Source organism: Desulfitobacterium chlororespirans DSM 11544, from assembly GCF_900143285.1.
GTDB lineage: Bacteria > Bacillota > Desulfitobacteriia > Desulfitobacteriales > Desulfitobacteriaceae > Desulfitobacterium > Desulfitobacterium chlororespirans.
Genome location: NZ_FRDN01000006.1, coordinates 240528 through 265485, shown reverse-complemented (window position 1 = coordinate 265485; position 24958 = coordinate 240528). Strand labels below are relative to the sequence as shown.

General features: G+C 47.8%; 25 protein-coding genes. 21 read left to right on the top strand and 4 right to left on the bottom strand.

Going from position 1 to position 24958, the window contains the following annotated elements; translation table 11 throughout:
• Positions 1-86: 86 nt before the first annotated feature.
• From BUA14_RS09525 to rlmH, 4 genes are all read left to right on the top strand, one after another.
• Positions 87-731, top strand: a complete 645-nt coding sequence (locus BUA14_RS09525; RefSeq protein WP_072772399.1) for a tetratricopeptide repeat protein — start codon at positions 87-89, stop codon at positions 729-731.
• A gap of 111 nt (positions 732-842) precedes the next feature.
• Complete coding sequence (locus BUA14_RS09520) at positions 843-1655, top strand: MBL fold metallo-hydrolase (RefSeq protein WP_072772398.1); 813 nt, start codon at positions 843-845, stop codon at positions 1653-1655.
• A gap of 20 nt (positions 1656-1675) precedes the next feature.
• Positions 1676-2833: a S1C family serine protease gene (locus tag BUA14_RS09515; protein ID WP_072772397.1), complete on the top strand. Its 1158-nt coding sequence runs from the start codon at positions 1676-1678 to the stop codon at positions 2831-2833.
• A gap of 109 nt (positions 2834-2942) precedes the next feature.
• Positions 2943-3422 (top strand): 23S rRNA (pseudouridine(1915)-N(3))-methyltransferase RlmH, encoded by a 480-nt coding sequence (gene rlmH, locus BUA14_RS09510; RefSeq protein WP_207649547.1) that lies wholly within the window; start codon positions 2943-2945, stop codon positions 3420-3422.
• A 159-nt stretch (positions 3423-3581) separates the two neighbouring features.
• Here the strand turns inward: rlmH and BUA14_RS09505 are convergent, their stop codons facing one another.
• Positions 3582-4772 (bottom strand): coenzyme F420-0:L-glutamate ligase, encoded by a 1191-nt coding sequence (locus BUA14_RS09505; RefSeq protein WP_072772594.1) that lies wholly within the window; start codon positions 4770-4772, stop codon positions 3582-3584.
• Between the two features lie 131 nt (positions 4773-4903).
• Between BUA14_RS09505 and BUA14_RS09500 the strand changes: the two genes are divergently transcribed.
• Positions 4904-5782 carry a LysR family transcriptional regulator gene (locus tag BUA14_RS09500; protein WP_072772395.1) on the top strand — a complete coding sequence of 293 codons (879 nt, stop codon included), beginning with the start codon at positions 4904-4906 and terminating at the stop codon, positions 5780-5782.
• Here the strand turns inward: BUA14_RS09500 and BUA14_RS09495 are convergent.
• The 3 genes from BUA14_RS09495 to BUA14_RS09485 all read right to left on the bottom strand — a co-directional run bounded on the left by BUA14_RS09495 (position 5779) and on the right by BUA14_RS09485 (position 8140).
• Complete coding sequence (locus BUA14_RS09495) at positions 5779-6045, bottom strand: hypothetical protein (RefSeq protein WP_072772394.1); 267 nt, start codon at positions 6043-6045, stop codon at positions 5779-5781. The genes BUA14_RS09500 and BUA14_RS09495 overlap by 4 nt on opposite strands.
• Before the next feature lie 10 nt (positions 6046-6055).
• Positions 6056-7051: a DMT family transporter gene (locus tag BUA14_RS09490; RefSeq protein WP_072772393.1), complete on the bottom strand. Its 996-nt coding sequence runs from the start codon at positions 7049-7051 to the stop codon at positions 6056-6058.
• A 177-nt stretch (positions 7052-7228) separates the two neighbouring features.
• Positions 7229-8140, bottom strand: coding sequence for a LysR family transcriptional regulator (locus BUA14_RS09485; RefSeq protein WP_072772392.1), 912 nt, complete (start codon positions 8138-8140; stop codon positions 7229-7231).
• 422 nt (positions 8141-8562) lie between these two features.
• Here BUA14_RS09485 and BUA14_RS09480 point away from each other — a divergent pair, with 422 nt between their 5' ends.
• The 16 genes from BUA14_RS09480 (at position 8563) to BUA14_RS09405 (ending at position 24958) form a co-directional block, all read left to right on the top strand.
• Positions 8563-10182, top strand: a complete 1620-nt coding sequence (locus tag BUA14_RS09480) for a BCCT family transporter (protein WP_072772391.1) — start codon at positions 8563-8565, stop codon at positions 10180-10182.
• Between the two features lie 161 nt (positions 10183-10343).
• Positions 10344-12392, top strand: a complete 2049-nt coding sequence (locus tag BUA14_RS09475; RefSeq protein ID WP_072772390.1) for an alkaline phosphatase family protein — start codon at positions 10344-10346, stop codon at positions 12390-12392.
• A gap of 126 nt (positions 12393-12518) precedes the next feature.
• Entirely contained in the window at positions 12519-13889 is a 1371-nt protein-coding gene (locus BUA14_RS09470) for an MFS transporter (protein ID WP_143153445.1), read from the top strand.
• Between the two features lie 225 nt (positions 13890-14114).
• Entirely contained in the window at positions 14115-14411 is a 297-nt protein-coding gene (locus BUA14_RS09465) for a BMC domain-containing protein (RefSeq protein WP_005815246.1), read from the top strand.
• A gap of 26 nt (positions 14412-14437) precedes the next feature.
• A complete protein-coding gene (locus tag BUA14_RS09460) occupies positions 14438-14728 on the top strand; it encodes a BMC domain-containing protein (RefSeq protein WP_011462304.1) in 291 nt (96 codons plus the stop codon).
• Between the two features lie 54 nt (positions 14729-14782).
• Positions 14783-16315, top strand: a complete 1533-nt coding sequence (locus BUA14_RS09455) for an acetaldehyde dehydrogenase (acetylating) (protein WP_072772389.1) — start codon at positions 14783-14785, stop codon at positions 16313-16315.
• Between the two features lie 45 nt (positions 16316-16360).
• On the top strand, positions 16361-18907 hold the full coding sequence (cutC, locus tag BUA14_RS09450; protein ID WP_072772388.1) for a choline trimethylamine-lyase: 2547 nt from the start codon (positions 16361-16363) through the stop codon (positions 18905-18907).
• Positions 18908-18993: 86 nt separating this feature from the next.
• Positions 18994-19977, top strand: coding sequence for a choline TMA-lyase-activating enzyme (gene cutD / locus BUA14_RS09445; protein WP_072772387.1), 984 nt, complete (start codon positions 18994-18996; stop codon positions 19975-19977).
• A gap of 432 nt (positions 19978-20409) precedes the next feature.
• A complete protein-coding gene (locus tag BUA14_RS28845; protein ID WP_178371664.1) occupies positions 20410-20670 on the top strand; it encodes a hypothetical protein in 261 nt (86 codons plus the stop codon).
• Positions 20612-20965: an ethanolamine utilization microcompartment protein EutS gene (eutS, locus tag BUA14_RS09435; RefSeq protein WP_072772385.1), complete on the top strand. Its 354-nt coding sequence runs from the start codon at positions 20612-20614 to the stop codon at positions 20963-20965. The genes BUA14_RS28845 and eutS overlap by 59 nt, the downstream gene beginning before the upstream one ends.
• Complete coding sequence (locus tag BUA14_RS09430; RefSeq protein WP_072772384.1) at positions 20962-21414, top strand: EutP/PduV family microcompartment system protein; 453 nt, start codon at positions 20962-20964, stop codon at positions 21412-21414. Before eutS ends, BUA14_RS09430 begins: the two co-directional genes overlap by 4 nt.
• Positions 21415-21523: 109 nt before the next feature.
• Complete coding sequence (locus tag BUA14_RS09425; protein WP_072772383.1) at positions 21524-22195, top strand: cobalamin adenosyltransferase; 672 nt, start codon at positions 21524-21526, stop codon at positions 22193-22195.
• Entirely contained in the window at positions 22183-23025 is an 843-nt protein-coding gene (eutJ, locus tag BUA14_RS09420; protein ID WP_072772382.1) for an ethanolamine utilization protein EutJ, read from the top strand. Before BUA14_RS09425 ends, eutJ begins: the two co-directional genes overlap by 13 nt.
• Positions 23026-23040: 15 nt before the next feature.
• On the top strand, positions 23041-23352 hold the full coding sequence (locus BUA14_RS09415) for a BMC domain-containing protein (protein ID WP_072772381.1): 312 nt from the start codon (positions 23041-23043) through the stop codon (positions 23350-23352).
• Entirely contained in the window at positions 23349-23609 is a 261-nt protein-coding gene (locus tag BUA14_RS09410) for a EutN/CcmL family microcompartment protein (protein WP_005815267.1), read from the top strand. Before BUA14_RS09415 ends, BUA14_RS09410 begins: the two co-directional genes overlap by 4 nt.
• Before the next feature lie 20 nt (positions 23610-23629).
• Positions 23630-24958 (top strand): 4Fe-4S dicluster domain-containing protein, encoded by a 1329-nt coding sequence (locus tag BUA14_RS09405; RefSeq protein WP_072772380.1) that lies wholly within the window; start codon positions 23630-23632, stop codon positions 24956-24958.

The window sequence follows — 24958 nt, the reverse complement described above, 5'->3', positions numbered from 1 at the left end:
GCAAAAGCCTGGTAGACTAACTTTGGGCAAAATGTTAAAATAAGAGCATGTATAATTAAGATTGCTGGATAGGAAGGGGCGGTTCGGTGCAGAAAAAAACCCAAAAATTAACCGTGTATGTTATTGTGGGCTTATTGATTATCAGCTTGGTAGGAACTTCCTTTATGTTCTTGGGGGATATGCGCCCCACGGTGGGGAAAAACTATCAGGATCAAATTAATAGTTTAAAGCAAGCCCTGGAAGCAAATCCTCAGGATACCCAAACCCGCTTGGCTCTTGCTGACACCTATTATGATTGGGGTATGCAAACATTATCCCAGGATATGGCGGAAGAAAATCTGGCAACAACGACTTCGATACTTCAACAGGCGGTGACGGAATATCAGGAGGTTCTCAAGACCGAGAAGAATGCTAGCATCCTGGTCGATATGGCTACTGCCGCTTTTTACACAAGCCAAAATGAATTGGCCGATCAGACCTTCCAAGAAGCTTTGCAGGAGGATCCGAATTTTTATAACGGTCTTTACAATTACGGGGTTTTCCTGTATTCCCAGGGAGACTATGGCAAAGCTATTGAACAATGGGAGAAGGCTCTCGCCTTAGAAAACACCTCTACGGACAATAAAGAAAGACTGGAGAGAAATATTAAGCTGGCTCAAGACGGGATTGTCCAGCAATTTCAACAACCGGAAAACGGAGATTCGTCTGATGCAAACGCTGAGGCTAAATAAGCCTCAGTTTTTCATTGCTAAAGTATTTTGCTGCAAAATTATTTTGAAAATGTTTTTTATAGACAAAGGATTTGATATAATATCTTTGTTTAAACGGAAGAGGGGAATTATGTGCATTTAGCGACGCTGGCCAGTGGAAGTTCCGGCAATTCCATTGTTGTGGGGCATGATAAGAGGAATTTTCTTGTTGATTGCGGTATTAGCCTCAAGGCAACACTACATAATCTATCCATCCTTGATATATCTCCTTCAGAAATCGAAGGAATTTTCGTTACCCATGAACATAGTGATCATATTAAAGGGGTTGGGGCTGTCGCGCGCAAACTTAAAATCCCCATTTATGCCTCAGCAAAGATCTGGGATGAGTTGAATCCCTCCATAGGAAGACTCAAGGATGAACAACGCGTGGTGGTCAAGGATGCTTTTATTTGCGCGGGCCTGCGGGTCCGTGTCTTTCCTACCTCCCACGACAGCCGGGAGAGCTTCGGTGTGCGGGTGGAGGTTGATCAGCCGGTCAGGGGTCAAAGTAAGGCCATTGGGATTGCTACGGATACGGGAATCGTCACTGAAGAAATGCATCAAGCCTTAAAAGGTTGTGACGCTTTAGTGGTGGAGGCCAATCATGACCGGGAAATGCTTTGGCAAGGGGGATATCCCTGGTATCTCAAGAAGCGAATCAGCGGGAATTATGGCCATTTAGAGAACAGTCAGCTGGCCGAAGGCCTTCTGCAATGGATCGAGGGAAATACCCAGCGCATTGTTTTAGCTCATTTAAGCGACGAAAACAATACACCGGAAACGGCTCTGTCTACCATCTTGCGTATACTCAAAGAATCCCGGGTGGCCAAGGAAAACCGGGATCTAAGATTGCGGGTGGCACCGCGCTATACGCCGCATGAACTGATTGTTTTGGAAGAATACTAAGCCGACGAGGAGGTCATGGCATGGGTTATTATGATCAAAATGATTACTCAGACTATTCATCAAAGAGGCAAAGACCCGGACTTTTCGCTACGCTAGCTCTGGCTTTAATCAGTGCACTCATCGGCGGCCTTATCTCCGTAGCCTTAGTGCCTTCTTTATATGGCAATCAGCCTGGGGGAGGAAAAGAGGTCATTCTCGGCCAAGGATCCTCTGCACCGCCGGTGACGATCACTCAGCCCACCGGATTTCCAACGGTAGAGGTTGCCAAAGCTGTGGGACCAGCTGTCGTGGGCATTGCCAACTTTCAATCTCAGGGCCGGATTTTTGGCGGTGCCGGACTGACTGAAGCAGGCACAGGTTCCGGTTTTATCATCGATGCTCAATACGGTTATATTGTTACCAACTACCATGTCGTCGCTAATGCTTCAAAACTAATGGTGAGTTTGGCCGACGGAAGAAATGCCGAGGCCACTTTAGTGGGTCAGGACCCCCGTACAGACCTGGCGGTGCTCAAAATTACCGCAGACGGACTTACGGTGGCACAGCTGGGTAACTCGGAGCAGGTCCAGGTGGGGGAACCGGTAGTGGCTATTGGCAACCCCGGTGGGGAGGAGTTTGCCCGTTCCGTGACTCAGGGTGTTGTGTCGGCCAAGAACCGGATTTTGTTAATCGAGGGAGAGTCCAGTTTTAACTTAATTCAAACCGATGCGGCCATCAACCCAGGCAATAGCGGTGGACCTCTAGTCAACTACAACGGCCAGGTGGTGGGAATCAATTCAGCTAAAAATGCGGAAGCCGGCTTTGAGGGCATGGGTTTTGCCATCCCGATTACGGATGCCATACCCGTTATCGAGCAGCTGATTGCCAAAGGTTACTTCAGTCATCCCGGATTTCTGGTCTCCATCGACACCCGCTATACACCCGAATGGGCGGCCCAAAGAGGTTGGCCCGCCGGCGCCTATATATCCAATGTGGACCCCAGCGGCCCGGCGGCTCAAGCCGGCATCCAGGCTGGGGATGTTCTGGTGAAGATTGAGGGAGTCACGGTCAGGAGCTCCCTGGAATTAACCCATGAGCTATTTAAGTTTAAACCGGGAGATACCGTTACGGTGACCTATTACCGTAATGGGCAAAATACCGATGTTCAGGTGAAATTGGTTGAGATCATCGCCAACTAGATAGAGCAGGGCGGCTATATAATTGGGGGGAGGATATGAACAGTGATCACCCTCCCTTTGTTTTTTACATAATATAGTGTAAATCAGTAAGGAGTATCATATCACTATGCTGCAGATTAAGATCGTAGCGGTAGGGAAAATTCGGGAAAAATTCCTTGTGGAAGGGCTTAAGGAATATGCAAAGCGTTTAAGTGCTTATATCCGTCTGGAGATGGCGGAGATTGCCGATGAACCTTGCCCGGAGCGTCTTTCCCCCGCTGATGAAGAGCGGGTAAAGGCTAGAGAAGGTGAGCGGCTTCTGAAAGGGATCGGCCCTCAGGATCATGTTATTCTCCTTGATTTGCAGGGAAAAGAATTCACTTCGCCGGACTTCTCTGAATATATGGATGACCTTGCCTTAATGGGAAAAAGCAGCGTAACTTTTATCATCGGTGGTTCCTTGGGGGTCTCTGAGGAAGTAAGAAAAAGAGCGGATTACCGCTGGTCCTTTTCCCGTCTGACTTTCCCCCACCCTCTGATGAGGCTGATGCTGCTGGAGCAGATCTATCGGGCCATGCGCATCAGCAAGGGAGAGCCTTATCACAAATAGGGAGAAGAATAGAGGAAGACTTATCCAAACTGGAAATTCCCAAACGTTTGGGAATTTGAAAAATAGGAACCTGTCCCCCTGATTTCCTCGAATGAGGTTTACCAGCGCAAAGACCCCTGGTCACTCCAAAGAGTGGCCAGGGGTTTTTTTAATACTTCATTATTTTGTATAATTATCGAAATAACCTTTGATATAGACGATAGGTGTCCCTTTATCGCCGCTGCCGGAGGTTAAATCCGATAAGGAACCGATGAGATCCGTCAGCCTGCGGGGAGTGGTCCCTTGAGCTTCCATCGACCCGACCAGATCCTCACATTTGTTTTGAATATACTCCGAGATAGCTGATTTCTGGTCCTCTCCACAAAGATGGGAGAAATTATTGTCGGCCAGGTATTTTAATTTCACTTCGTTGGGCGTGCCTTCAAGCCCGGCAGTATAAGCGGGGGAAACCACCGGATCGGCCAGTTCCCAGATCTTCCCGACAGGATCTTTAAAGGCTCCGTCACCGTAGACCATAACCTCCACCGTTTTGCCTGTTTGTGCTTTGATTTCTGCCTGAATGCCGTCAACGATAGGCTGACAGTTATTCGGGAATAGTTTGACCCGATCTTCGGTTGCTTTATTAGACCCCAGGAGGCCGTACTTTTCGTTACAGCCGCTGCCATTGATGGATTCGGTCAGAAGCTCATCAAGGCCGTAGATTTTTTCAGCACCGCTGTTTTTCAGGATACGTTTGGTGCGGAAGCGGGAGTGAATGTCACAGGTTAAGACCTGGTTGGTGTAATTTAAAATAGTTTTGGGATGATTGGAAAAGATGATCTGGCAGGTTGCCCCTTCTGACTCAATCAAATTTCGATAGTATTCGATGTAGTCAATACCGGTGAAGGGATGCTTGATATAACCGAAATGCCGGCGGAATTCAGCTTCAGTCAGGACATCGGTCCAGGGGTTGATGCCTTTTTCATCCAGTTGATCAAGGTCCACAAGGAGGTTGCCCACTTCATCTGAGGGATAGTTCAACATTAAGACAACATGTTTAATTCCTTTGGCGATTCCCCGCAAGCAAACGGCAAACCGGTTGCGGCTGAGAATGGGAAAAATAACTCCTACCGTCTCCGCGTCGAATTTAGCCTTAACATCCGTGGCAATATCGTCAATGGTGGCATAGTTTCCCTGAGCACGGGCCACAATGGATTCTGTGATCGTGACAATATCACGATCCTCGATCAAAAAGCCTTCAACTTTGGCTGCATTGAGTACAGTATCCACAACGATCTGTTGAATATTACACCCTTGGTTAATGATCGGCCCGCGAAGTCCGCATACTGTGGTTCCAACGACTCTTTCCAATGCGCTCTCTCCTCTGATCAGAGTATAGTCTGCATAAAGCAAGTAGAAATTTTCAATCAACTCTACTATACTCTTGAATAAGGGTATAAGTAAAATTAATATTTATAATATCTGATACAAGGAGAGCTAATATGATTGGCAAATTGGATTTATATCGCATCTTCAACGCAGTGAGCAGAAATAAAAGCTTTTCCAAAGCAGCCCAGGAACTCTATATGACCCAGTCGGCTGTCAGTCAAGCTATTGCCAAGCTGGAGAGTGAATTGGAAGTACAGCTTTTTTATCGGACCTCAAGGGGCGTCCTCTTGACCAATGAGGGAAATCTTTTAAATGAGCATGTGAACTCCGCCCTGGGCATGATCCATGCTGCCGAAGATAAAATCCTTGAATTTAAAGAATTAAAAGCCGGACAGTTGCGGATCGGGGTTGGCGATACCATCACCCGTTACTTTTTGCTGCCTTACCTGGAGGAATTCCACAGTGCCTACCATAGCATCAAGCTTAATATACTCAATGGCACGACAACAGAGATCCAGGACTTTATCAAGTCCGGAAAAGCAGATGTGGGGTTTTGCAATTTGCCGATTCAGGATGAAAGCCTGCACGTCATCCCCTGCAGAGAGATTCAAGACATCTTTGTCGGCGGGGAAAAATATAAAGACATGACGGCAAAACCCATTCCCTTCAGGCAGCTTATGGAACTACCGCTGATTTTTTTGGAGGAGAAATCAAACTCCCGAAACTATGTGGAGAGTTTCCTGAAGAAGGAGGGCTTCCCCCTTTCCCCCGTATTTGAGCTGGGGTCCTATGATCTGATGCTGGAGTTTGCCAAAATAAACTTAGGAATTGCGTGTGTCATTAAAGAGTTTTCCGAAGATTATCTGGCCGATGGCAGCTTGTATGAGCTGAAGCTGGAAGAAGAGATTCCGAAAAGAAGCATTGGCTTATGTTATTTAAAAAGTGTCCCATTGACACCTGCAGCTAAGAAATTTGTAGAGAGTATCATTTAACGAAGACAGTGCATGCGTTTTGCGCCATATTCAGTAATTTTATAGCATTGCTGAAGAGCCCCGTCCTTAGCCAAGGCGACATGAGTTAGATCAATCAGGCCAACCGCTTTCAGGGAAAGCAAATAACTGTCAATGTTTCTTACGTTAACCCCCCGATCAAGAGGATATTCTTCTTTGAGCAAGTTTAGTATTTCTTGACTGGATATTCCTGCATTACGGAGGATAAGGTCGGCCACTCTGAATTTTATGGGCATTAAGCTCATAGTCAAACTCCTATCGTCTGCTTAAGTTAACAAAATCCTTTGGTTTCCCAATCGTAAGTATTGTACCAAGGGTGATGATGATAACACCGATAATCAGGTTAGGAGTGATCCGCACAATGTTTAATAACCAACCGAAGAAGACGGACCATAAGGCAAAGGTCACATTGAGGCCCATCGCCCGGGTCACTCCGGTCATATTCAAAGCGCGATACCAGGCAAAGGTAGCAGAACCGCCAATTAAAGCGATACCGGCAATATACCATGCGGCATGTGAGGTAAAGCTTGAAAAGAGGATGCCGTAGGCGACACTGCCAAACAGAGGCAGAATCACAAAGAAATTAACGAAAAAAGAGGTAAGATCCCGGATGCCGATAGCAATATCCGAATCCACTAAATCCATGCCATAGGTCGACACGACCCCTTCCAGTGCCCAGGCAAGGGCGGCAACGGCGGCCAGTCCGATGCCGGGATAAAAGTGGGGAAAGGTTGAGCCTTCAGGTGGGACAAACCCAACAATAAAGGCGCCGATGATGGCCAGCACTATACCGGCTCCCACCCGTAGAGGCACCTTCTCCTTAAGAAAAGTCGCCCCAAGAACAGCGCCGATGGCCGGGTAAGCTGCCGTAATCGCCGCAGTATAGGAGGGTCCGGCAAAATAAATTCCCAACATGTTGCAGGACATACCGATGGGTCCCCCCAGGACAGCAGCCAGGATGATCATTTTACCCGGCCGGGTCTTCAGGGTGCGTGCATAATCACGCCATTTGCCTTGAATAACATTGTAAACAAATACCCATAGTGCCGCGAAGCCATCGTGCAAACAAGCCCCTACCAAAGGAGCGGCAAAGAGACTTATCCCATGGGTGAAGGGAGCCAGAGCAAGCACTATCCCCATTAATACTCCGTCCAAGCCCCAAGCTGCACCAGCGTATAAGCCGCTGCCAATCCCCTTCCGGGCAAAGTTGAGGTCCCGCTTTTGTAAAAGCAATTGCGTATGCTGATTCATGTATGCTACTCCCAGTTGACGTAAAGTAGGTACCCCTATGAGAAATATTTAACATGCTTCGGCGCGAAAGTAAAATACATAGTAGATATGCCCCCCATAAGTGCAGCTTTCGTCATAGACATAAATAAGCTGAGATAAACAACGTTATCTCAGCATTAAAAACTAGGCCTTGCCTTACTAGGACCTGACTTCTGCTTTCCGGGAACAGGTGGCCCTGATGACTCTGATAAATTCCTTTTCAATCATGCAAAGATGGTGGCGATCCGACCAAATTAAGACTACGGATACCTCCAAATGGGCATCACTGATGGGGATTTTTTTTATTTTACTGGTTTTCATATACTCATCAGCCATAAACTGAGGGACAAAAGCAATAGCCTCTCCCTGTGTCAGGATCTTTTCCATCATCTCTAAATTATCGACCCGATACGACACATTGAAAGAGCCGTATTTTTGCAGCAGACTTGATACACCACATTCAGTAATGTACTCGGTGTTGTACAGAAGAATGGGCAAGGATAAGGCTTTTTTCAGTGTTATGGTCGATTCAGAAGCCAATTTACGATTACTTCCTGTAATCACGACAAATTCATCGGCAAAGAGTTCGATAGATTGCATGTCCTTTGATTTGCGAAAGGCATCGGTACTTAAAATTATCCCAAAATCCGCCTTCCCCTTTTCAATGTCCTGCAAGATATTATTGGACTCCCCCACTTTAAGCAAAACATTGACTTTCGGATGATTGTACTTGAAAGTAGTTAAGATATCTGGCATGATCGTAATGTTGACACCAGGATCGGCGGCAATAGATATATTGCCATTGAGCACAAGGGAGTTACCGTGGGCAATGGCTTTAATATCGTCAATTCCGCTTAGCACTTCCTTAGCCTTGACGATAATGAGCTCTCCCACGTCCGTTAAATAAGCGCCAGAATTTGTCCTTTTTAACAGAACTACACCAAGTTCATCTTCGAGCTTACTGATAGCAGAACTAAGAGCAGGCTGCGAAATGTGGGAACGTTCCGCGGCAAGGGAAATGGACTTAGATTCGTTAACAGCAACTAAATACATTAATTGTTCTAGACGCATTTTAATTACCTTCTTCTAGTATTTACCTTTTATAGGGTATATTTACTTTTAGCAAACCCGCGGACTGAGTCTGACTAAATTATACGAATTTGAGATTAAAATAACAATACTCAATAAGAAGTATTAGCAAAAATTATGATAACTTTAATGTGCTGGTTATAGGGGGCATAATCATTAAGTATTTTACAGAAAAAAAGGGATTGCTTATAATGTGGGCAAGTACAAGATATCACAAGAACAATCGGAGATCCAATTATTTGAACAAGGAGGGATTAAAAACAGGTAGGTACCTAAACCCCTTTTATTGTGAGAAAGTTTTGAATTGCCTAAATTGAGGAAGTACGTAGTTATGTGTGTGGGGAAAGTACACAAGCTTGGTTCCAGACAACAGACGTCAAATCAAATAATTTGGGGGAATGTTCGTGGCTAATGGTAAAGACGAAAAACCAATTTATGCAAGGGTAAACCGACCGGTATTTTTTATGTCCGTCGTAGTCTGTTTACTATTCTATGGTCCGATGATGATTTTCCAGGAAGCGGCACAAGGACCTGTTAACAAAGCAATGAACTTTATAACTTACAGTACCGATTGGCTTTGGGAATTTGTTATCTTCGGATGCTTAATCTTTTTAGCCTGGCTGGCCTTTGGCCCCTATGGCAGGGTAAAGTTAGGCGGCCCAGATGACAAACCTGAATTTTCTCTGTTTACATGGGTTGCCATGATGTTCTGCGGTGGTTCCGGTGCAGGACTTGTCTATTGGGCATTGATTGAGCCCGTTTTCTACCTGCAGGGACCTCCATTTTGGCTTGAACCCTTCTCAGCGCAAGCAGCTCAATTTTCCTTGGCTTACGGAATCTTTCACTGGGGCTTCAGCGCCTGGGCTACCTTTGCTGTCCCGGCGGTTGCTTTCGGCTATATGTATTATGTCAGGAAAAAGCCCTACCTCTATCCCAGCTATGCCTGCCGCGGCGTTATCGGTAAGGCAGCCGACGGTCCGATAGGAAAGCTGATTGACGCTATTATCATCGTCGGCATGGTCGGCGGCATGGCTACATCACTTGGCTTTGTTATCCCCATGTTATCCAAAATCTCCGCTGACTACTTCGGAATTGCCGAAACCATGGGCTTTAAAATCATCGTCTGTATACTCTTCTCCTGTATTTATACCTGGAGTTGTTACCGAGGCTTAAAAGGCGGGATCGCCAAGCTGGCCGATATGAACATGTATCTGACTTTCGTCATTCTCGGATTTGTACTGATTGTAGGACCGACGACCTTTATGTTTTCCTTATTTACCGATAATATCGGCGTACTTCTGCAAAACTTCATTCGTATGAGCTTCTATACTGACCCGATCACTCAATCGGGATTCCCACAAGGCTGGACCGTCTTTTACTGGGCCTGGTGGTTGGCTTGGGCAGTTTACGTCGGACTCTTCGCAGCCCGCATCTCCAAAGGCCGTACGATTCGCGCCCTGATCGGCAACATGGTTTTCACAGCCACAGCAGGATGTATGCTCTTCTACCTTATTTTTGGCAGCTATCAAGTCGACGCTATTATGAATCATGGAGCAGATCTTGCTAAAATCCTCGCCGAAGAAGGAGGACCGGCGGTTATATCCTGGTTCCTGAACTCCTTGCCATTCTCCTCAATCGTCATTCCTTTCTTCATTTTTGTCATGGCTATTTCTCAGGCCACTGGAGTAGACGCAGCCTCCTTTACGATGGCCAACATGGCCTGCTATGAAGTTAAAGACGGCGTTGAGCCGCCGAAGTGGATCCGACTTTGCTGGGCAGGTATCCTCTTCTTAGCCACTGTCGCCTTGCTCCTGGTTGGAGGAATGGAAGTCGTTCAGTTATCCTCTGTTCTGACCGCTGTACCCGTATTGTTCCTGTTGATCATTCTGGCTATTTCCACGGTGAAATGGCTGCGTGAGGATTTTGGCTATGCCAAACCTTTAACAACCAACAAGTATGATGGTGAAGATCTCGCTGCCAGCACAGTTCAAGTAGACGGAGCTTCCCAGACAACAACAATGTAAATCAGTTTACAACAAACCTGAGTAAACCATTTTAAAAGTCAACGCCTTCCTACTTCCCTGGTGAACGATAACACGTTCACCAGGGGGCTGGGGAGATACCTTGCCGAAGATTCTTTAGATAGTTGGAGTCGAAGCAAAATTTACAAAAGGAGGATGAAATTGTGAAAAGAACAGCACTAACCAACAAACTATTGGTGCTAGGAGTCGACGGTATGGACCCAAGAATCAGCCGCAAATACTTAGCTGAAGGGAAAATGCCCAATTTACAGAAATTTATTGAAAAAGGATCAGCCAGAAAAGATTTACAGCTGCTGGGAGCTATTCCCACCATTACACCGCCCTGCTGGACGACCCTTGCTACAGGAGCTTATCCGGGAACTCACGGTATCACCTGTTATTGGAGACAATCACCGGAAAGTCTGGACGCAGTGGTTTATAACATGGACTCCCGCAATTGCACTGCGGAGCAAATCTGGAATATCACCGCGGAAGCCGGTATGAAAACTCTTGTTTGGCATTGGCCGGGGAGCTCTTGGCCCCCAACCTCCCACAGTGAAAATTTGAGCGTGGTCGATGGTACCCAGCCGGGTTCTGTAAATATGGGTGTTGCTCAGCTGGACTGGGAAAAAGTCATTGTGGCTTCACCGGATATTAAAGAAGTCCGTTATGCCCCAAGAGTGGAAAAACCGGCCGGCGTAGGCTGTATTATTACTGATTTGGAAGATACCTTGGACGATGAAGTCGATGATGAAATGATGGAACTTTGGTGGGGCGATACGGCCCGCCAAGGTGGTGAAATCCGTACCTATGTCATGGATGATGAAGACACCGAAGTTGTAATCGGCAGCAAGGTTGCCTATGATATTATCAACTCTCCCCTCAAAGAGGCTACAGGTTGGAGCAATGCCCCGGAAGGTGCCAAGGAATTTACGGTTCTGACCTCCGGTGGTCTGGTAAGACGCCCTGCTTTGATTCTCAAAAATGCAACCGGCGAATATGATCGAGTGGCTATTTACAAGAATAAGAAAGCAGAAAAGCCAATCGTTATTTTAGAAAAAGACAAAATGGTAACAGGCATTATTGATGATGTGACGAAAAAAGAAGTCACCAAACCGGCTTGCCGTTCCATGAAGATCTTAGAACTTGATCCGGCTGGTAACAACGTAAGATTATGGATCAGCAATGCCCTTGATATCAGCAATGATCAATTGTGGCATCCCAAAACCCTTTATCAGGAGATCATTGACAATGTGGGCCATGTACCGCCGGTCAGCTTAATCGGTGGCGAAGATGATGAATTGGTCCGGGAAATCTTTGAACCTTCCTGGTCAATTTACGACAAGTGGCAAGCAGATTGTCTGAATTATTGCATCAAAGAAAAAGAATATGATGCTGTATTCTCTCATCTGCATAATATCGATTGTGCCGGTCATCAGTTATGGCATCTTGGCAAAACTTTGCCGCCGTGGGATCATACCGATGAGAAGGTTTTCCAAGGGTTTATCGAAAAATTCTATCTGCAGACAGACGAATATTTCGGGGAATTCCTCCATCTCCTGGATGAGGGATGGACGGTGCTGATCGTCAGTGACCATGGTCTGATCGTTGGCGAAAACGTACCTCCCATTTTAGGAGAATACGGTGGCCTCAACACCAAGGTTATGGAAGAATTGGGTTATACGGTCCTGAAGAAAGACGAAAACGGCAACTCCCTGAGAGAAGTCGATTGGGAAAAGACCAGAGCAGTTCAGATCCGCAGCAACTACATCTATATCAATCTTAAGGGTCGGGACAAATACGGTATTGTGGATCCGAAAGATAAATATGATTTAGAGGAACAGATCATCTCCGATTTGTATAACTATCGGGATGACAGAACCGGCAAGCGCGTGGTCGGCATCTGCCTGAGAAACAAGGATGCTGTGTTAATCGGCACCCATGGCCCGGAGTGTGGTGATATTTTCTTCTCTATTGAGGAAGGATATAACAGACTGCATGGGGACAGCATTTCCACTTCAGAAGGATATTTTGAAACCTCCGTTTCGCCAATTTTCGTAGCGGCCGGCAGTGGCATTAAACAAGGATTTACCACGGATCGGATCATCCGCCAGGTTGACGTAGCACCTTCAGTTTCTACGCTGCTCGGATTGCGGTACCCTGCCCAATGCGAAGGGGCTCCGATTTATCAGATTTTCTCCGAAGAGATTTAAGCCTTATGAGTTAATTAAGTGGTTATCAAGTCTCCGCTTGTGTAAGGTTACACGGGCGGAGACTATTTATTGGTCCAGTAAGCGCAGAGCGCTGCGCACTATCGTTAAAGAAAAGGAGAACACGTTGTGGCAACTAATGAACTAATGACAAGTACTCGGTACATGGACGAAGCAACCATGAACAAATCACACTATAAATTTTTGATTTTATTGGCGTTTGGTTATACCTTTGAGCAAATTGATGTGTTTTCTTTTTCCTTCGTTGCACCTGCCCTCACAGAGTATTGGGGTGTATCAATGGAATGGATTGGCCTGGTCAATTCCTGCACTTTCATAGGTATGCTTTTAGGCTGCTGGCTGGGTGGTTGGCTTGCAGATCGCATCGGCCGTAGAAAAACCTTCCTCGGCTCGATTCTTTTCTTCTCCATCTTTTCTTTGGTGAACGGTTGGGCACCCAACCAAGAGATCTTCCTGATTGCAAGAACTTTAACAGGAATTGGTATGATGAGTATGGTGGTAGTAGCGATGGTATATATTGTTGAATTGCTGCCCGCGGCTTCCCGGGGTAAGTGGCAAGCCATTGCTCTGGCCACGGCACTTTTAAGTATCCCCCTGATTGGTCAGCTGGCTTCTCATGTTATTCCTGGCAACCCGGAAGGTTGGCGCTGGATTTTATGCATCGGTGGTCTGGGCTTTATCGTGATAGCGCTTAGTAAGAACTGGTTACAGGAATCTCCCCGTTGGCTGATCAGCAAGGGTCGTTTTAAAGAAGCAGAAGCGGTCATTCAGTTTTACAGACCCGATGTTAAAGTGGATCTTACTCTCGAGGCCTCTGGTCAAGTTAAAGAAGAAAAGGCTCAGGAAACAACTAAAACCTTCGAAGTATTACGGCTTTTATTTTGTAAAGAATACAGAAAAAAAACCTTGGTTCTTATCAACTTAGTTGTCTGGAACACCGTCGGCTATTTTATGTTCTTCGCTTGGATGCCGACCCTGTTGAACGAGTACGGCTTTTCCCTGGAGGACTCTCTGTGGATGGTCGCTCTGGTATCCTTCGGCAGCCCTATTGGCAACTATTTGGCGGCCTTCTTTACCGATAAAGGGGGCAGAAAAATTCCCATTGTTGTCTATGGTGCCATTATCGGGGTTCTAACCGTTATCTTCGGTACTGTCAAGGCTCCTATGCTGATTGTTGGAATTGGTTTTATCATTCGGATTTTGATGGACGGCGTGTTCGTTCTGATGTGGTCCTATCTGGCTGAAGCGTATCCCACTCACTTTAGAAGCAGTGGTACCGGTATTATCTTCAGCACCGGTAGAATTCTGAACGTTGGTGCCATGGCCATGGTTCCTATAATTTACAAGCAGTTTGGTTACAGCGTCCTGTTTGCCATTATCGGGGCCATGTATATCATGATTGCCCTCGTGACTGGTATATGGGGCGAAAGAACTGCTGGGCGTTCCTTGGAAGACATTGCAGATACTAAAACTGCTTAAATACGAATCGGATACACTATTAAAACCTCCTGGCTTGCCAGGAGGTTTGGCCCTGTCAGCCTCTGATTATATCCCGTATAAGCGTTTAGTATATTACAGTTATCCCGGTAGGCACTATAATAAAAGTAACATGTGCAATCCTACACAACTTAATATTGTACAAAATTCGAGCAAATAAGCTAAAAAGTGCCACGGGTTTGACGTTATACAAAGAGGAGTAATTCTATGGAGTACTTTGGCGAAGAAGCATTAGGACTGATTGAAACCCGGGGAATGGTACCGGCCATTGAAGCAGCGGATGTCATGTGTAAAACTGCAGATGTAGTGCTTGTTTCCTATGAAAATATCGGCTCAGGACTTGTTACCGTGATGGTGAAGGGCGATGTAGCCGCAGTGAGATCGGCGGTAGAAAAAGGTGCGGCCGCCGCCGCAGCGATTGGTGAACTGACGGCTGCTCATGTTATGCCGCGTCCCGTCAGCCGGGTGGGCAAAATTGTTTCACGGCATGATATCGATGCTTAACACTGAAGGTTTTGGAGGAATACCCCGTGGAGAGAAATGATGCATTAGGGTTCATTGAGACCTATGGTCTGGTTTCAGTGTTGGAAGCTGCAGATGCCATGTGCAAGGCTGCAGAAGTGGAATTGGTGGGTTATGAGAATGTGGCCTCAGGCCTGATCTCCGTGGTGGTCCGCGGCGATGTGGGAGCAGTGAGAACGGCGGTAGAGGCCGGCATTGCCGCAGCCAGCAAAGTGGGCCAAATTTACAGCACCAATGTGATTGCCAGACCTCATCCTGACGTAGAGAAAATTGTGGCTAAACATCTTATTGACTGGTAAACAGTGCAGTTTTGATGATGTTATTCAATCCTCAAGTGGAAAGGGGGATAAAGAATGAATCGAATGGACAATGATTTGCTTGCAATTCAAGAGGCACGGATTCTGATCGAAAACGCCCGTGAAGCGCAGAAAACTTTGGCCACCTTTTCCCAGGAAAAGCTGGACTGGATTGTGGAGCGTATGGCGGCGGAAGTGGCGAAATACGCCCGGGAACTGGCGATGATGTCCCAGGAAGAAACAGGATTCGGAAAATGGCAGGACAAATATATCAAGAATATTTTTGCCAGTGATTTTCTCTGTAAGAAAATCAGGGCGATGAAAGTTGTCGGCATTATTGCTGAAGATAAAGAGAATCAGACCATGGATGTGGGTGTACCCGTGGGAGTCATTGTCGCTTTGCTTCCCTCCACCAACCCCGTGTCTACTGCTATCTATAAAACCTTAATCGCTATCAAATCAGGTAATGCCATTGTTTTTTCACCCCATCCCAAGGCGAAGAAAACTACCAGAAGAGTGCTGGAGATACTGGTACGGACCGCTGAAGCCAGCGGGCTGCCCTGCGGGGCCATCGGCTATCAGAGAACCCAGGCCCTTGAAGGGACACTGGGACTGATGAATCACCAGGATATAGCCCTGATCATCGTTACAGGAGTGCCCAAGCTGGTCAAAGCAGCTTATGCCGCCGGGAAACCGACCATTTATGGCGGACCCGGAAACGGCCCGGCCTTTATAGAGCGTTCAGCCGACATAAAACAGGCGGTAGCGGACATTATTACCAGCAGAACCTTTGATTATGGCATCGTGTCGGCCTCAGAACAATCCGTCGTAGCTGAGGAATGCATCGCCGACGAAGTAAGACAGGAACTCAGGAGGAATGGCGGCTACTTTCTCTCAGAAGAGGAATCGGAACAACTCGGCAAGCTCTTTCTGCGTCCTGACGGCAGCGTCAATCCGGATATCGTCGGTAAATCGGCTGTGGAGCTGGCCCGGAAAATCGGCATCACCGTTTCGGAAAACACTAAGGTTCTTATTTCTGAACAAAGATTTGTCTCACCGGCTAACCCCTATGCCAAAGAAAAACTCTGTCCGGTATTGGCTTTTTATGTGGAGAAGGATTGGCTCAACGCCTGTGAAAAGTGTATCGAGTTGCTGCTCAACGATGGCCGGGGGCATACCCTCGTCATTCATTCACGGAATGAGCAGGTGATCAGGGAATTCGCCCTGAAAAACCCCGTATCGCGAGTACTTGTGAATACCCCCGCCACTTTGGGAGGAATCGGAGGGACAACCAATCTCTTCCCGGCCTTGACTCTCGGTTGCGGTGCAGTGGGCGGCGGATTCACTTCAGATAATGTTTCACCACTGAATTTGATTAACATCCGCAAGGTGGGCTATGGGGTACGAAAACTGGAGGATATAACCTGTGGTGTGCCGGCAGAATCGGTAGAATCAGCAGGATTAACGAGACTAACGGGGCTGAACGGAAGTTTTTGCTCCGGCCCAGGTTACCCTAAGGAAAGAACCCAGGACCTCAACAAGCTGTTGGAAACATTGCTGGAACAGCTTTTACCTTATAGAAATGCTTAAAAGTCAATGAATAAAGGCAGCCAATAAATAAAGGGAGGGCAAAGGATGGATAGCAGAGAATTTTCGGCAAAATTTGCCGATGTAACTAAGAACTTATCTCCAGAAGAAACAGCTATTGTTATGAAACTATTTCAGGAGATCTCCAGGGAACTGGCCGTAAATTCCCCATCTTCGGCGGACCAGGAGAGAAAATCCCCTGTCTACGAAGGGGAGATCACCGGTCTTACCCCGCGTTTAAACAATCTGCGCACAGCCTATTTGCAAGCTAAACCCAGTGTCAGCATCTATCGGGCCAGAGCATTCACGGAAGTGACCAAAATAAACCCCGGCTTACCCAAGATTCTGCTTCGGGCCAAGTGCTTCAGGAGAGCCTGTGAGACAGCGCCTCTCCTCATTCAAAAAGACGAACTCATTATCGGACATCCTTGCGGAAAACCGCGGGCCGGTGCCTTTTCGCCGGATATTGCCTGGAGATGGGTACGGGATGAATTGGATACCATGGCCACCCGGCCCCAGGATCCCTTTCAAATCAGTGAGGAAGATAAGCGCATCCTCCGGGAAGAAATCTTCCCTTTCTGGGAAGGGAAGAGCGTGGATGAGATTTGTCAGAAACAATACGAAGATGCCGGGATCTGGTCCTTTTCCGGGGAGTCCTTTGTCAGTGACCTTTCCTACCATCAAATCAACGGCGGCGGCGATACCGCTCCCGGATATGATGTGATTCTCATTAAAAAAGGGATTAAAGGAATACGGCAAGAAGCTGAGGACAGACTGAGCAAATTGTCTATGGAAAACCCGGAGGATATGGACAAGATCTACTTCTATAAAGCAGAGATTGAAACTTGCGACGGTATTCTGGCTTATGCCCAACGGCTTTCCGATTATGCCCGGGAAACAGCGGACCGGGAAATGGATTCAGCAAGAAAACAAGAACTGTACAAGATCGCCGACATTTTGACCTGGGTTCCGGCTAACCCGCCCCGTACTTTCCATGAGGCCCTGCAATCGATTTGGACCCTGGAATCCCTGTTTGTGGTGGAAGAGAACCAGACAGGTATTTCCCTGGGACGTTTGGATCAATATATTTACCCCATGTTTAAGGCCGATATGGATGCCGGCCGGCTTAACAAACTGGAAGCCTTCGAATTGCTGAGCTGTTTTCTGATCAAATGCTCGGAAGTAATGTGGCTGTCCAGTGAGCAGGGCGCTAAATATTTCGCCGGCTACCAACCCTTCATCAACTGTACTGTAGGCGGACAGAAGCGTACCGGAGGGGATGCCACCAACGAGCTGACCTATCTGATCATGGATGCCGTGCGCTTTACCAAGATGTATCAGCCTTCCCTGGCCTGCCGGATTCATAATCAATCCCCCCAAAGCTATCTGAAAAAGATCGTGGAAGTGGTGAAAGCCGGACTGGGTTTCCCTGCCTGCCATTTTGATGACAGCCATATCAAGATGATGCTGGCCAAAGGCTTCAGCATTGAGGATTCCCGGGATTATTGCCTGATGGGCTGTGTGGAACCTCAGAAATCCGGCGGTATCTATCAGTGGACCTCCACCGGCTATACTCAATGGCCCATCGCCATCGAATTTGTTCTGAACCGCGGGGTCATGAAATGGCGGGGCACCATGGAAGGTCTTGACACCGGCGATCTCGATAACTTCAAGACATATGAAGAATTTGATGCCGCCTGCAAGCAGCAAATCGAGCACATTATTCGCTTATCAGCCATTGGCACCATCGTCAGCCAGCGTGTTCATAAAGAGCTCGTACCCAAACCTCTGATGTCCTTGCTGGTCGAAGGCTGTATGGAAAAGGGAACGGATGTTACCAACGGTGGAGCGCGGATCAATTTTGGTCCTGGCTTGATCTTCTCCGGCCTGGGAACTTATGCAGACTCCATGGCCGCTATCAAAAAGCTGGTCTTTGAAGAGAATAAGTACACATTGAAACAAATCAGGGATGCCCTGAATGCCAATTTTGAAGGCTATGAAGCCTTGCGGACCGATTGCCTGAATGCGCCGAAATACGGAAATGATGATGATTATGCTGATTTAATTGCTTCAGATATTATTGTTTGGACTGAGCGGGTGCACAATTCCTTCAAAATGCTTTTTTCCCATTTTACCCATGGTACCCTTTCCATTTCCAACAACACCCCCATCGGCGAAATAACAGGAGCCACACCAAACGGCCGGCTGGCCTGGACACCGCTGTCCGACGGAATCAGTCCCACCCAAGGTGCGGATAAGTTTGGACCCACCGCCATCATCAAATCCGTCAGCAAGCTGAGCGTCGAGTCCATGAATATCGGCATGGTGCATAACTTCAAACTATTGCGCGGTATTCTGGAAACTCCGGAAGGGGAAAACGGCCTGATCACCTTGCTCAGAACAGCCTCCATCCTCGGCAACGGCCAGATGCAATTCAGCTATGTTGATAATGAAGTTCTGAAACGGGCTCAAATCGAACCGGATAAGTATCGGGATCTCATCATTCGGGTGGCCGGATACAGCGCCTACTTCGTGGAATTATGCAAAGAAGTTCAGGATGAAATCATCAGCCGGACTGTCTTGGATCACTTTTAAAAATAGTTTCTTATTTATAGGCAGTTTTTAGATAGGCAGCTCTTTAGTAGTTTTTTAAATAGGTAGTTTCTAGAGATGGAGACATTATGAGTACTGAAATTTGCAGCATTTTAGAACGGCAGGCGAGGATCTTCAATGTTCAGAAGTATTCTCTCTATGACGGACCGGGTATAAGAACCCTGATTTTCTTCAAAGGGTGCCCCCTGAGATGTCGATGGTGTTCCAACCCGGAGGGACTGGAACGAAAATACCAGGTCATGTATATGGAGGACTCATGTATTCACTGTGGCAAGTGTATTCCGGTTTGCCCCGTCAACATCCACTCTTTTGCCAATCAGGACGGCAAGACGGCACATACCTGCTATGGACCGCCCAAGCACACCATCAACCGGAGCATTGATTGTGTAGGCTGCCGCAAGTGTGAAGCAATCTGTCCGAAAAAAGCCCTCTCCATTGCCGGTACAGATCTGAAAATCTCTGATGTGCTGGAAATCATCCAACAAGACGCACTCTTCTACCTGAGCTCAGGTGGAGGAGTCACCCTTGGCGGCGGGGAAGTAACGGCCCAGCCCGAATTTGCCACCAATCTGCTCATGGAATGTCAACGGATGGGAATCAATACCGCCATTGAAACCTGTGGGTATGCCAAGCTGGATACTTTGCTCATGATCGCTCAGTTCACCGATTTGTTCTTGTATGATCTCAAGCACATCGACTCGGATCGGCACTACGAACTGACAGGGGTACGGAATGAACGCATTCTCGATAACCTGACCGAGCTGATCCACCGCGGATTCAATGTCAAAATCAGAATGCCTCTGATCAGAGGAATGAATGACAGCAACGACACCATCCGCCGCACCATGGAGTTCCTGCAACCGTTCAATCGCTGCAAAAATTTTCAGGGAATCGACCTGCTGCCCTATCATAAATTAGGGATTAACAAATATAAGCAGTTGGATATGGACTACACCATTACTGAGGATTTGAGCTTTAAGGCCGAGGAGTTGGATGAGATCGCCCGCCTTATTGGAGAGTATGACCTGCGGGCGGCGGTGATCAGGCATTAGTTTGGGCAGGGGCGAAGCTGCCCGGGTCGCGTAGCTTCACGCATAACGTTCTCTCCATAGCTCCAGGGCTGGTTCACTCGCATTCTTAACTGTTACGCCAAACCCCGCTGTTTTCTGCATGTGAACCGTGGCTCCACAATGTTAAGACTGCTTCGTTCACCTGACCGCCCCTCCGCTAAATCCGTTCTCTTTTGTACGTAAAGCTACGCTTGGGGGTCTTTGGGGTCATCTATTAGCCCCGTCTAAAAATAGCCGGCCATGCCGCAAGCGGCCCGGCCAAGACGGAAAAAGCAACCTAAGCAAGGAAGCCCGCCCTGCAACGCCCCGCTTGCTCACTCCCGAAAAGCAGCCCAAGGATTTTGATTTACACAAGGGAAGCGACTTTAAGCGAGCGGAAACAAAACTTCGCGAAAAGCCTGCAGCGGAGCCGGGGTGGAAACAGGACGTTTCCAACCGCCCATTGAGAACAAGTGCGAAAGCAGTGCTTTCGAGGAGCGATTTGGGCGGCGTCCCGGCGGAGCGGAGGGCTTGAGCGGTAGTTTTGTCCGCGCAGCTTATGGAGCGACCGGTGTAAATCAAAATCCTGGAGACCACTCCCGGATCAGCAAAACCATTATCCGAACGGAGGCATTCTATGAGCACTACCGACGACTTCGACAGAAAACGGATCATCCAGGAATACGTTCCCGGTAAGCAGGTCACTCTGGCTCATATCATCGCTTCACCGGTACAGGACTTATACGAACGTCTGGGAATTGAAGAACGCGGCGCGATTGGAATCCTAACCCTCACCCCCAGTGAGACGGCGATTATCGCTGCCGATATTGCCACAAAGGCCTCCAATGTGGAGATCGGATTTTTAGACCGCTTTACCGGTTCCCTAGTGATATCCGGAGATGTGGCAAGTGTGGGAGCCGCTATGGCCGCCATCAATGACACCCTGGAAAAACTGTTAAACTTTACTCCAGCCAGGATAACCAGCACATGAAAAAGCGCATCATGATCGTCGGACCCACTCAGGCCGGCAAATCCTCTTTGGCCAATATCCTCAATGATACCTCCAGACCCTTAAAGAAAACCCAGGATGTTATTTATGGGAAAAATACCATTGACACTCCCGGTTCATATATTGAAAACCCTTCTATGTATAAATACCTGATTGCTACAGCCCAAACGGCATCCCATGTGCTCCTGCTGATCGACTCATCCAGGCCTGTGGAGGTTTATCCGCCCAGCTTTGCCAAAACCTTTACCTGTCCGGTGAGTGGTGTGATGATGAAGGTTGACCTGAAACCGGAGAACATTCCCTTGTGTATCCATCAGCTGCAAAGCATCGGGGTTTCCGAACCTTATTTCCGGATCTCGTCAACAGACAACACAGGGGTGGAAGAGCTGAAGGAATATCTCTTAAGCCTATCAAGTTTAATAAGGCACTGATTATAAAGGTTATAAAGGCATTTTAAAGGCACTAATTTAAAAGGTATTAATTATCGGGTATTATTTATAGAACATTAATTAAGGAAGATCAGGAAGCGGAGGTGAAACCATGAGGTTTATTACCGAGACGGAATTGCGCGATTTGTATAAAGCAGAGCCCTTTACGGCGTATACCTTGGAACCCCGGACAAAACTCACACCGGAAGCCCGCCAATTTCTTGTCGATAGGGGAATCAAGCTGAAGGAAGCCCAGGACAGCAAAAGCAAGAGCACCGGCAACGGCAAATCAGGAAGGGAACAGGAAGGGGAAAGCTGGAGCGTTCTGAGCTTAAGACGCAGGATGGAAAGCATGGAATCCCTGTTTTTGATGGTGGGAGCGAACCTTTTGAGCGGTGGCAGCACTGTTCTGGCCGAAGAAGTATTTGCCTTGGGAAGATGCTTCAGCGAGGTGAAACGATCGACATGGGAACAGACGTCGCCGGTTAACCTGCAATTTCAGGATTGGTCTGAAGCAGAGATGAAAAACTGTTCAACCTATCTGGGTAAACACTTTGATATCACCGAATTTCATGTGCGGGCGGAAAATGGAGCAGCTATTGCCTCGTTAAACCATTTGCGCTCTTCTCTCCGCGAGCTGGAATCTGCTGTTTTGGAAGCCTATTGGGATAAGGAGCTCAACGTTTGCTCACGGGAGGATCTCATTGAGAAAATCAATCTGATCATGAACATCCTCTGCTTCATGATGTGGAAGTGTCTGGGAGGGCAACAATGCAAAACGTAAATTCGGCTTTTGAATACTGCGATCAACTGGTTAAGGATTTCGAAAAAGTGATTGAGCATCCCATCCTGAGCAAATCCTCCGTTTATTATACGGGAATTGATCTGGGAACGGCCTATATCGTACTGGCAGTTCTCGATGAGAATTATCAGCCGGTGGCCGGGGCCTATCGCTTTGCCAATGTGGTTAAAGATGGGATGGTGGTGGATTATATCGGCGCCATCCGCATCGTTAAGGAATTGAAGCAGGAGCTGGAAGAAAAGCTGGGCACGGAACTCATCTATGCCGCAGCCGCTCTGCCGCCGGGAACCATGTCCCTGGATTCAGGAGTGATCAAACATGTGGTCCAGGGAGCCGGGTTTGAAATCACCAACCTTCTGGACGAACCCACAGCCGCCAATGCCGTACTGAAAATTAAAGATGGGGCCATCGTGGATATCGGCGGAGGAACCACAGGAATTACCATCCTTAAAGATGGAAAAGTGATTTATGTGGCTGATGAACCCACCGGAGGCACCCATTTTTCCCTGGTGATAGCGGGAGCCTATAAAATAAGCTTTGACGAGGCGGAAAACTATAAGCAGAACCCTAAAAACCATCGGGAATTGACTCCTGTGGTAGGGCCGGTAATTGAAAAAGTGTCCTCCATCCTAAACCGCCACTTAAGGGACTATCAAGTCGAAACAATCTATCTGGTCGGCGGAACCTGCTGCCTGGCAGGAATTGAAACCAGCATCGCCAGACAGACAGGTATTCCCACCTATAAACCGCAGAACCCCATGTTTGTGACACCCTTAGGCATCGCTCTGAACTGTACGCAGGAAATCCTTTAGAGAGGAGTCTTAGTCATGGAATACCGGATCATCAAATCTCCTTCCCAAGGGACGGTGGATCTCCTGTTTCGCCGTAAAGGTTCTGCACCAAGTGTTCCGCTGGAAAACTACGATGCCGTCGGCTTAGTTCAGGGGCGGATGATCGATATGGTGGTGGCTGCCGATATCGCTGAAAAAGCGGCGGGAGTTTTTGTGGAAGATATTAAAGGTCATTGCCCGCAAAACCTGATTATGATCGCCATTTTTGGCGATACAGCCTCGGTGGAAGCTGCTATTAAAGATATTCAATATAAAATGCGAGAAATCAAAGTAGGTGAGAACCCATGATAGCAGCAAAAGTAATTGATAATATCTGGGCAACACGGAAGGCCGATTCACTGAGAGGACTGAAATTCATGCTGGTGGAAGTTCTGGGTGGAATCGATAAAGGCCGTCTGATCATTGCCGCCGACACCATCAGCGCCGGTATCGGTGAACGGGTGCTGGTATGCACAGGCAGCTCCGCCCGCAAAATGCTGGGGCAGGACGATATACCCATTGATGCTGTCATTGTAGGAATCATCGATGAAGACTGTACGTTTTAGGAATCTGGAGGTGGGGAAAGTTGGATCTGCTGAATAGGGTTAAGGATGCCGGGGTCATCGGGGCAGGGGGAGCTGGGTTTCCAACCCACGCCAAACTGGCCGCGAAGGCAGAATATATCTTGTTGAACGGGGCTGAATGTGAACCGCTGCTGCGGGTGGATCAGCAATTGATGGCAGAGTTCAGTGAAGAAATCATCAAAGGGCTGGAAGCAGCAGGGCGGTATATAGAAGCCCGCAAAGCGGTTATCGGCATCAAAGGAAAACACAAAACCATCGTCAAGCTTCTGCGTGAAAAAATCGTCGCTTTAGGGCTGAAAGATTATATGGAAGTGATGGAATTACGGGATATCTACCCGGCCGGCGATGAGCAGGTTCTGGTCTACGAGCTGACCAAAAGGGTTGTTCCGGAAGCCTCCATCCCCCTCAAAGTAGGGTGTGTGGTGATCAACTCGGAAACGGCTTTGAATATTTTTTATGCCCTGTCAGGCAAGCCGGTCACCGAAACCTATGTCACCCTTGCCGGTGATATTCCCAACCGCTTAACGGTCAAAGTGCCGGTGGGCATGCCCATCCGGGAACTCTTCAGACAATGCGGACTGGAAAATGAGGAGGACTATGGGGTGATCGACGGTGGTCCCATGATGGGCTCCGTCCTGGAGGGGATCGACGGCTATGTCACCAAGAAAAGCAAGGGCTTTATCCTGCTTAAAAAGGATCATTTCCTCATCCGCAAAAAATCCGTCAAGATCAACCAGGGGCGGGTCATCACCAAAACAGCCTGTGAACAATGTCGGATGTGTACGGACCTATGTCCCCGTTATCTTTTGGGCCATGATATGCAGCCCCATAAAGTTATGCGTGCTTTAAGCTATGATCTTCAGGATGTGAAGGAATTGCAGATCGCCCAGTTATGCTGTGAATGCAACGCCTGCGAACTTTTCTCCTGTCCGGCCAATCTCCACCCGAAAACGGTGAATATTTTCTACAAACAAAAACTGGCGGAACAGGGGATTCGTTACCAGCCCACCCAGGTGGAGTTCCAGCCCCGCTCGGCGAGGGAGTACCGGCTGATACCCAGCAAACGCCTGGTGGTTAAAATAGGGTTAACCACCTTCGATCAACCGGCACCTTTGACCGACCTCCAGTTTAAGCCCGAGTATCTGGAAATCGGCTTGCGCCAGCATATCGGAGCACCGGCCCAGCCCATCGTCACCGTAGGCCAGCATGTAGAGGTGGGGCAGATGATCGGCAAAATACCGGAAAACAGTCTCGGAGCCCCGGTCCATGCCAGCATGGCCGGCACCGTTGTCGAGATTAAAGACAATTCTATTGTGGTAAAGGTGGGGTAG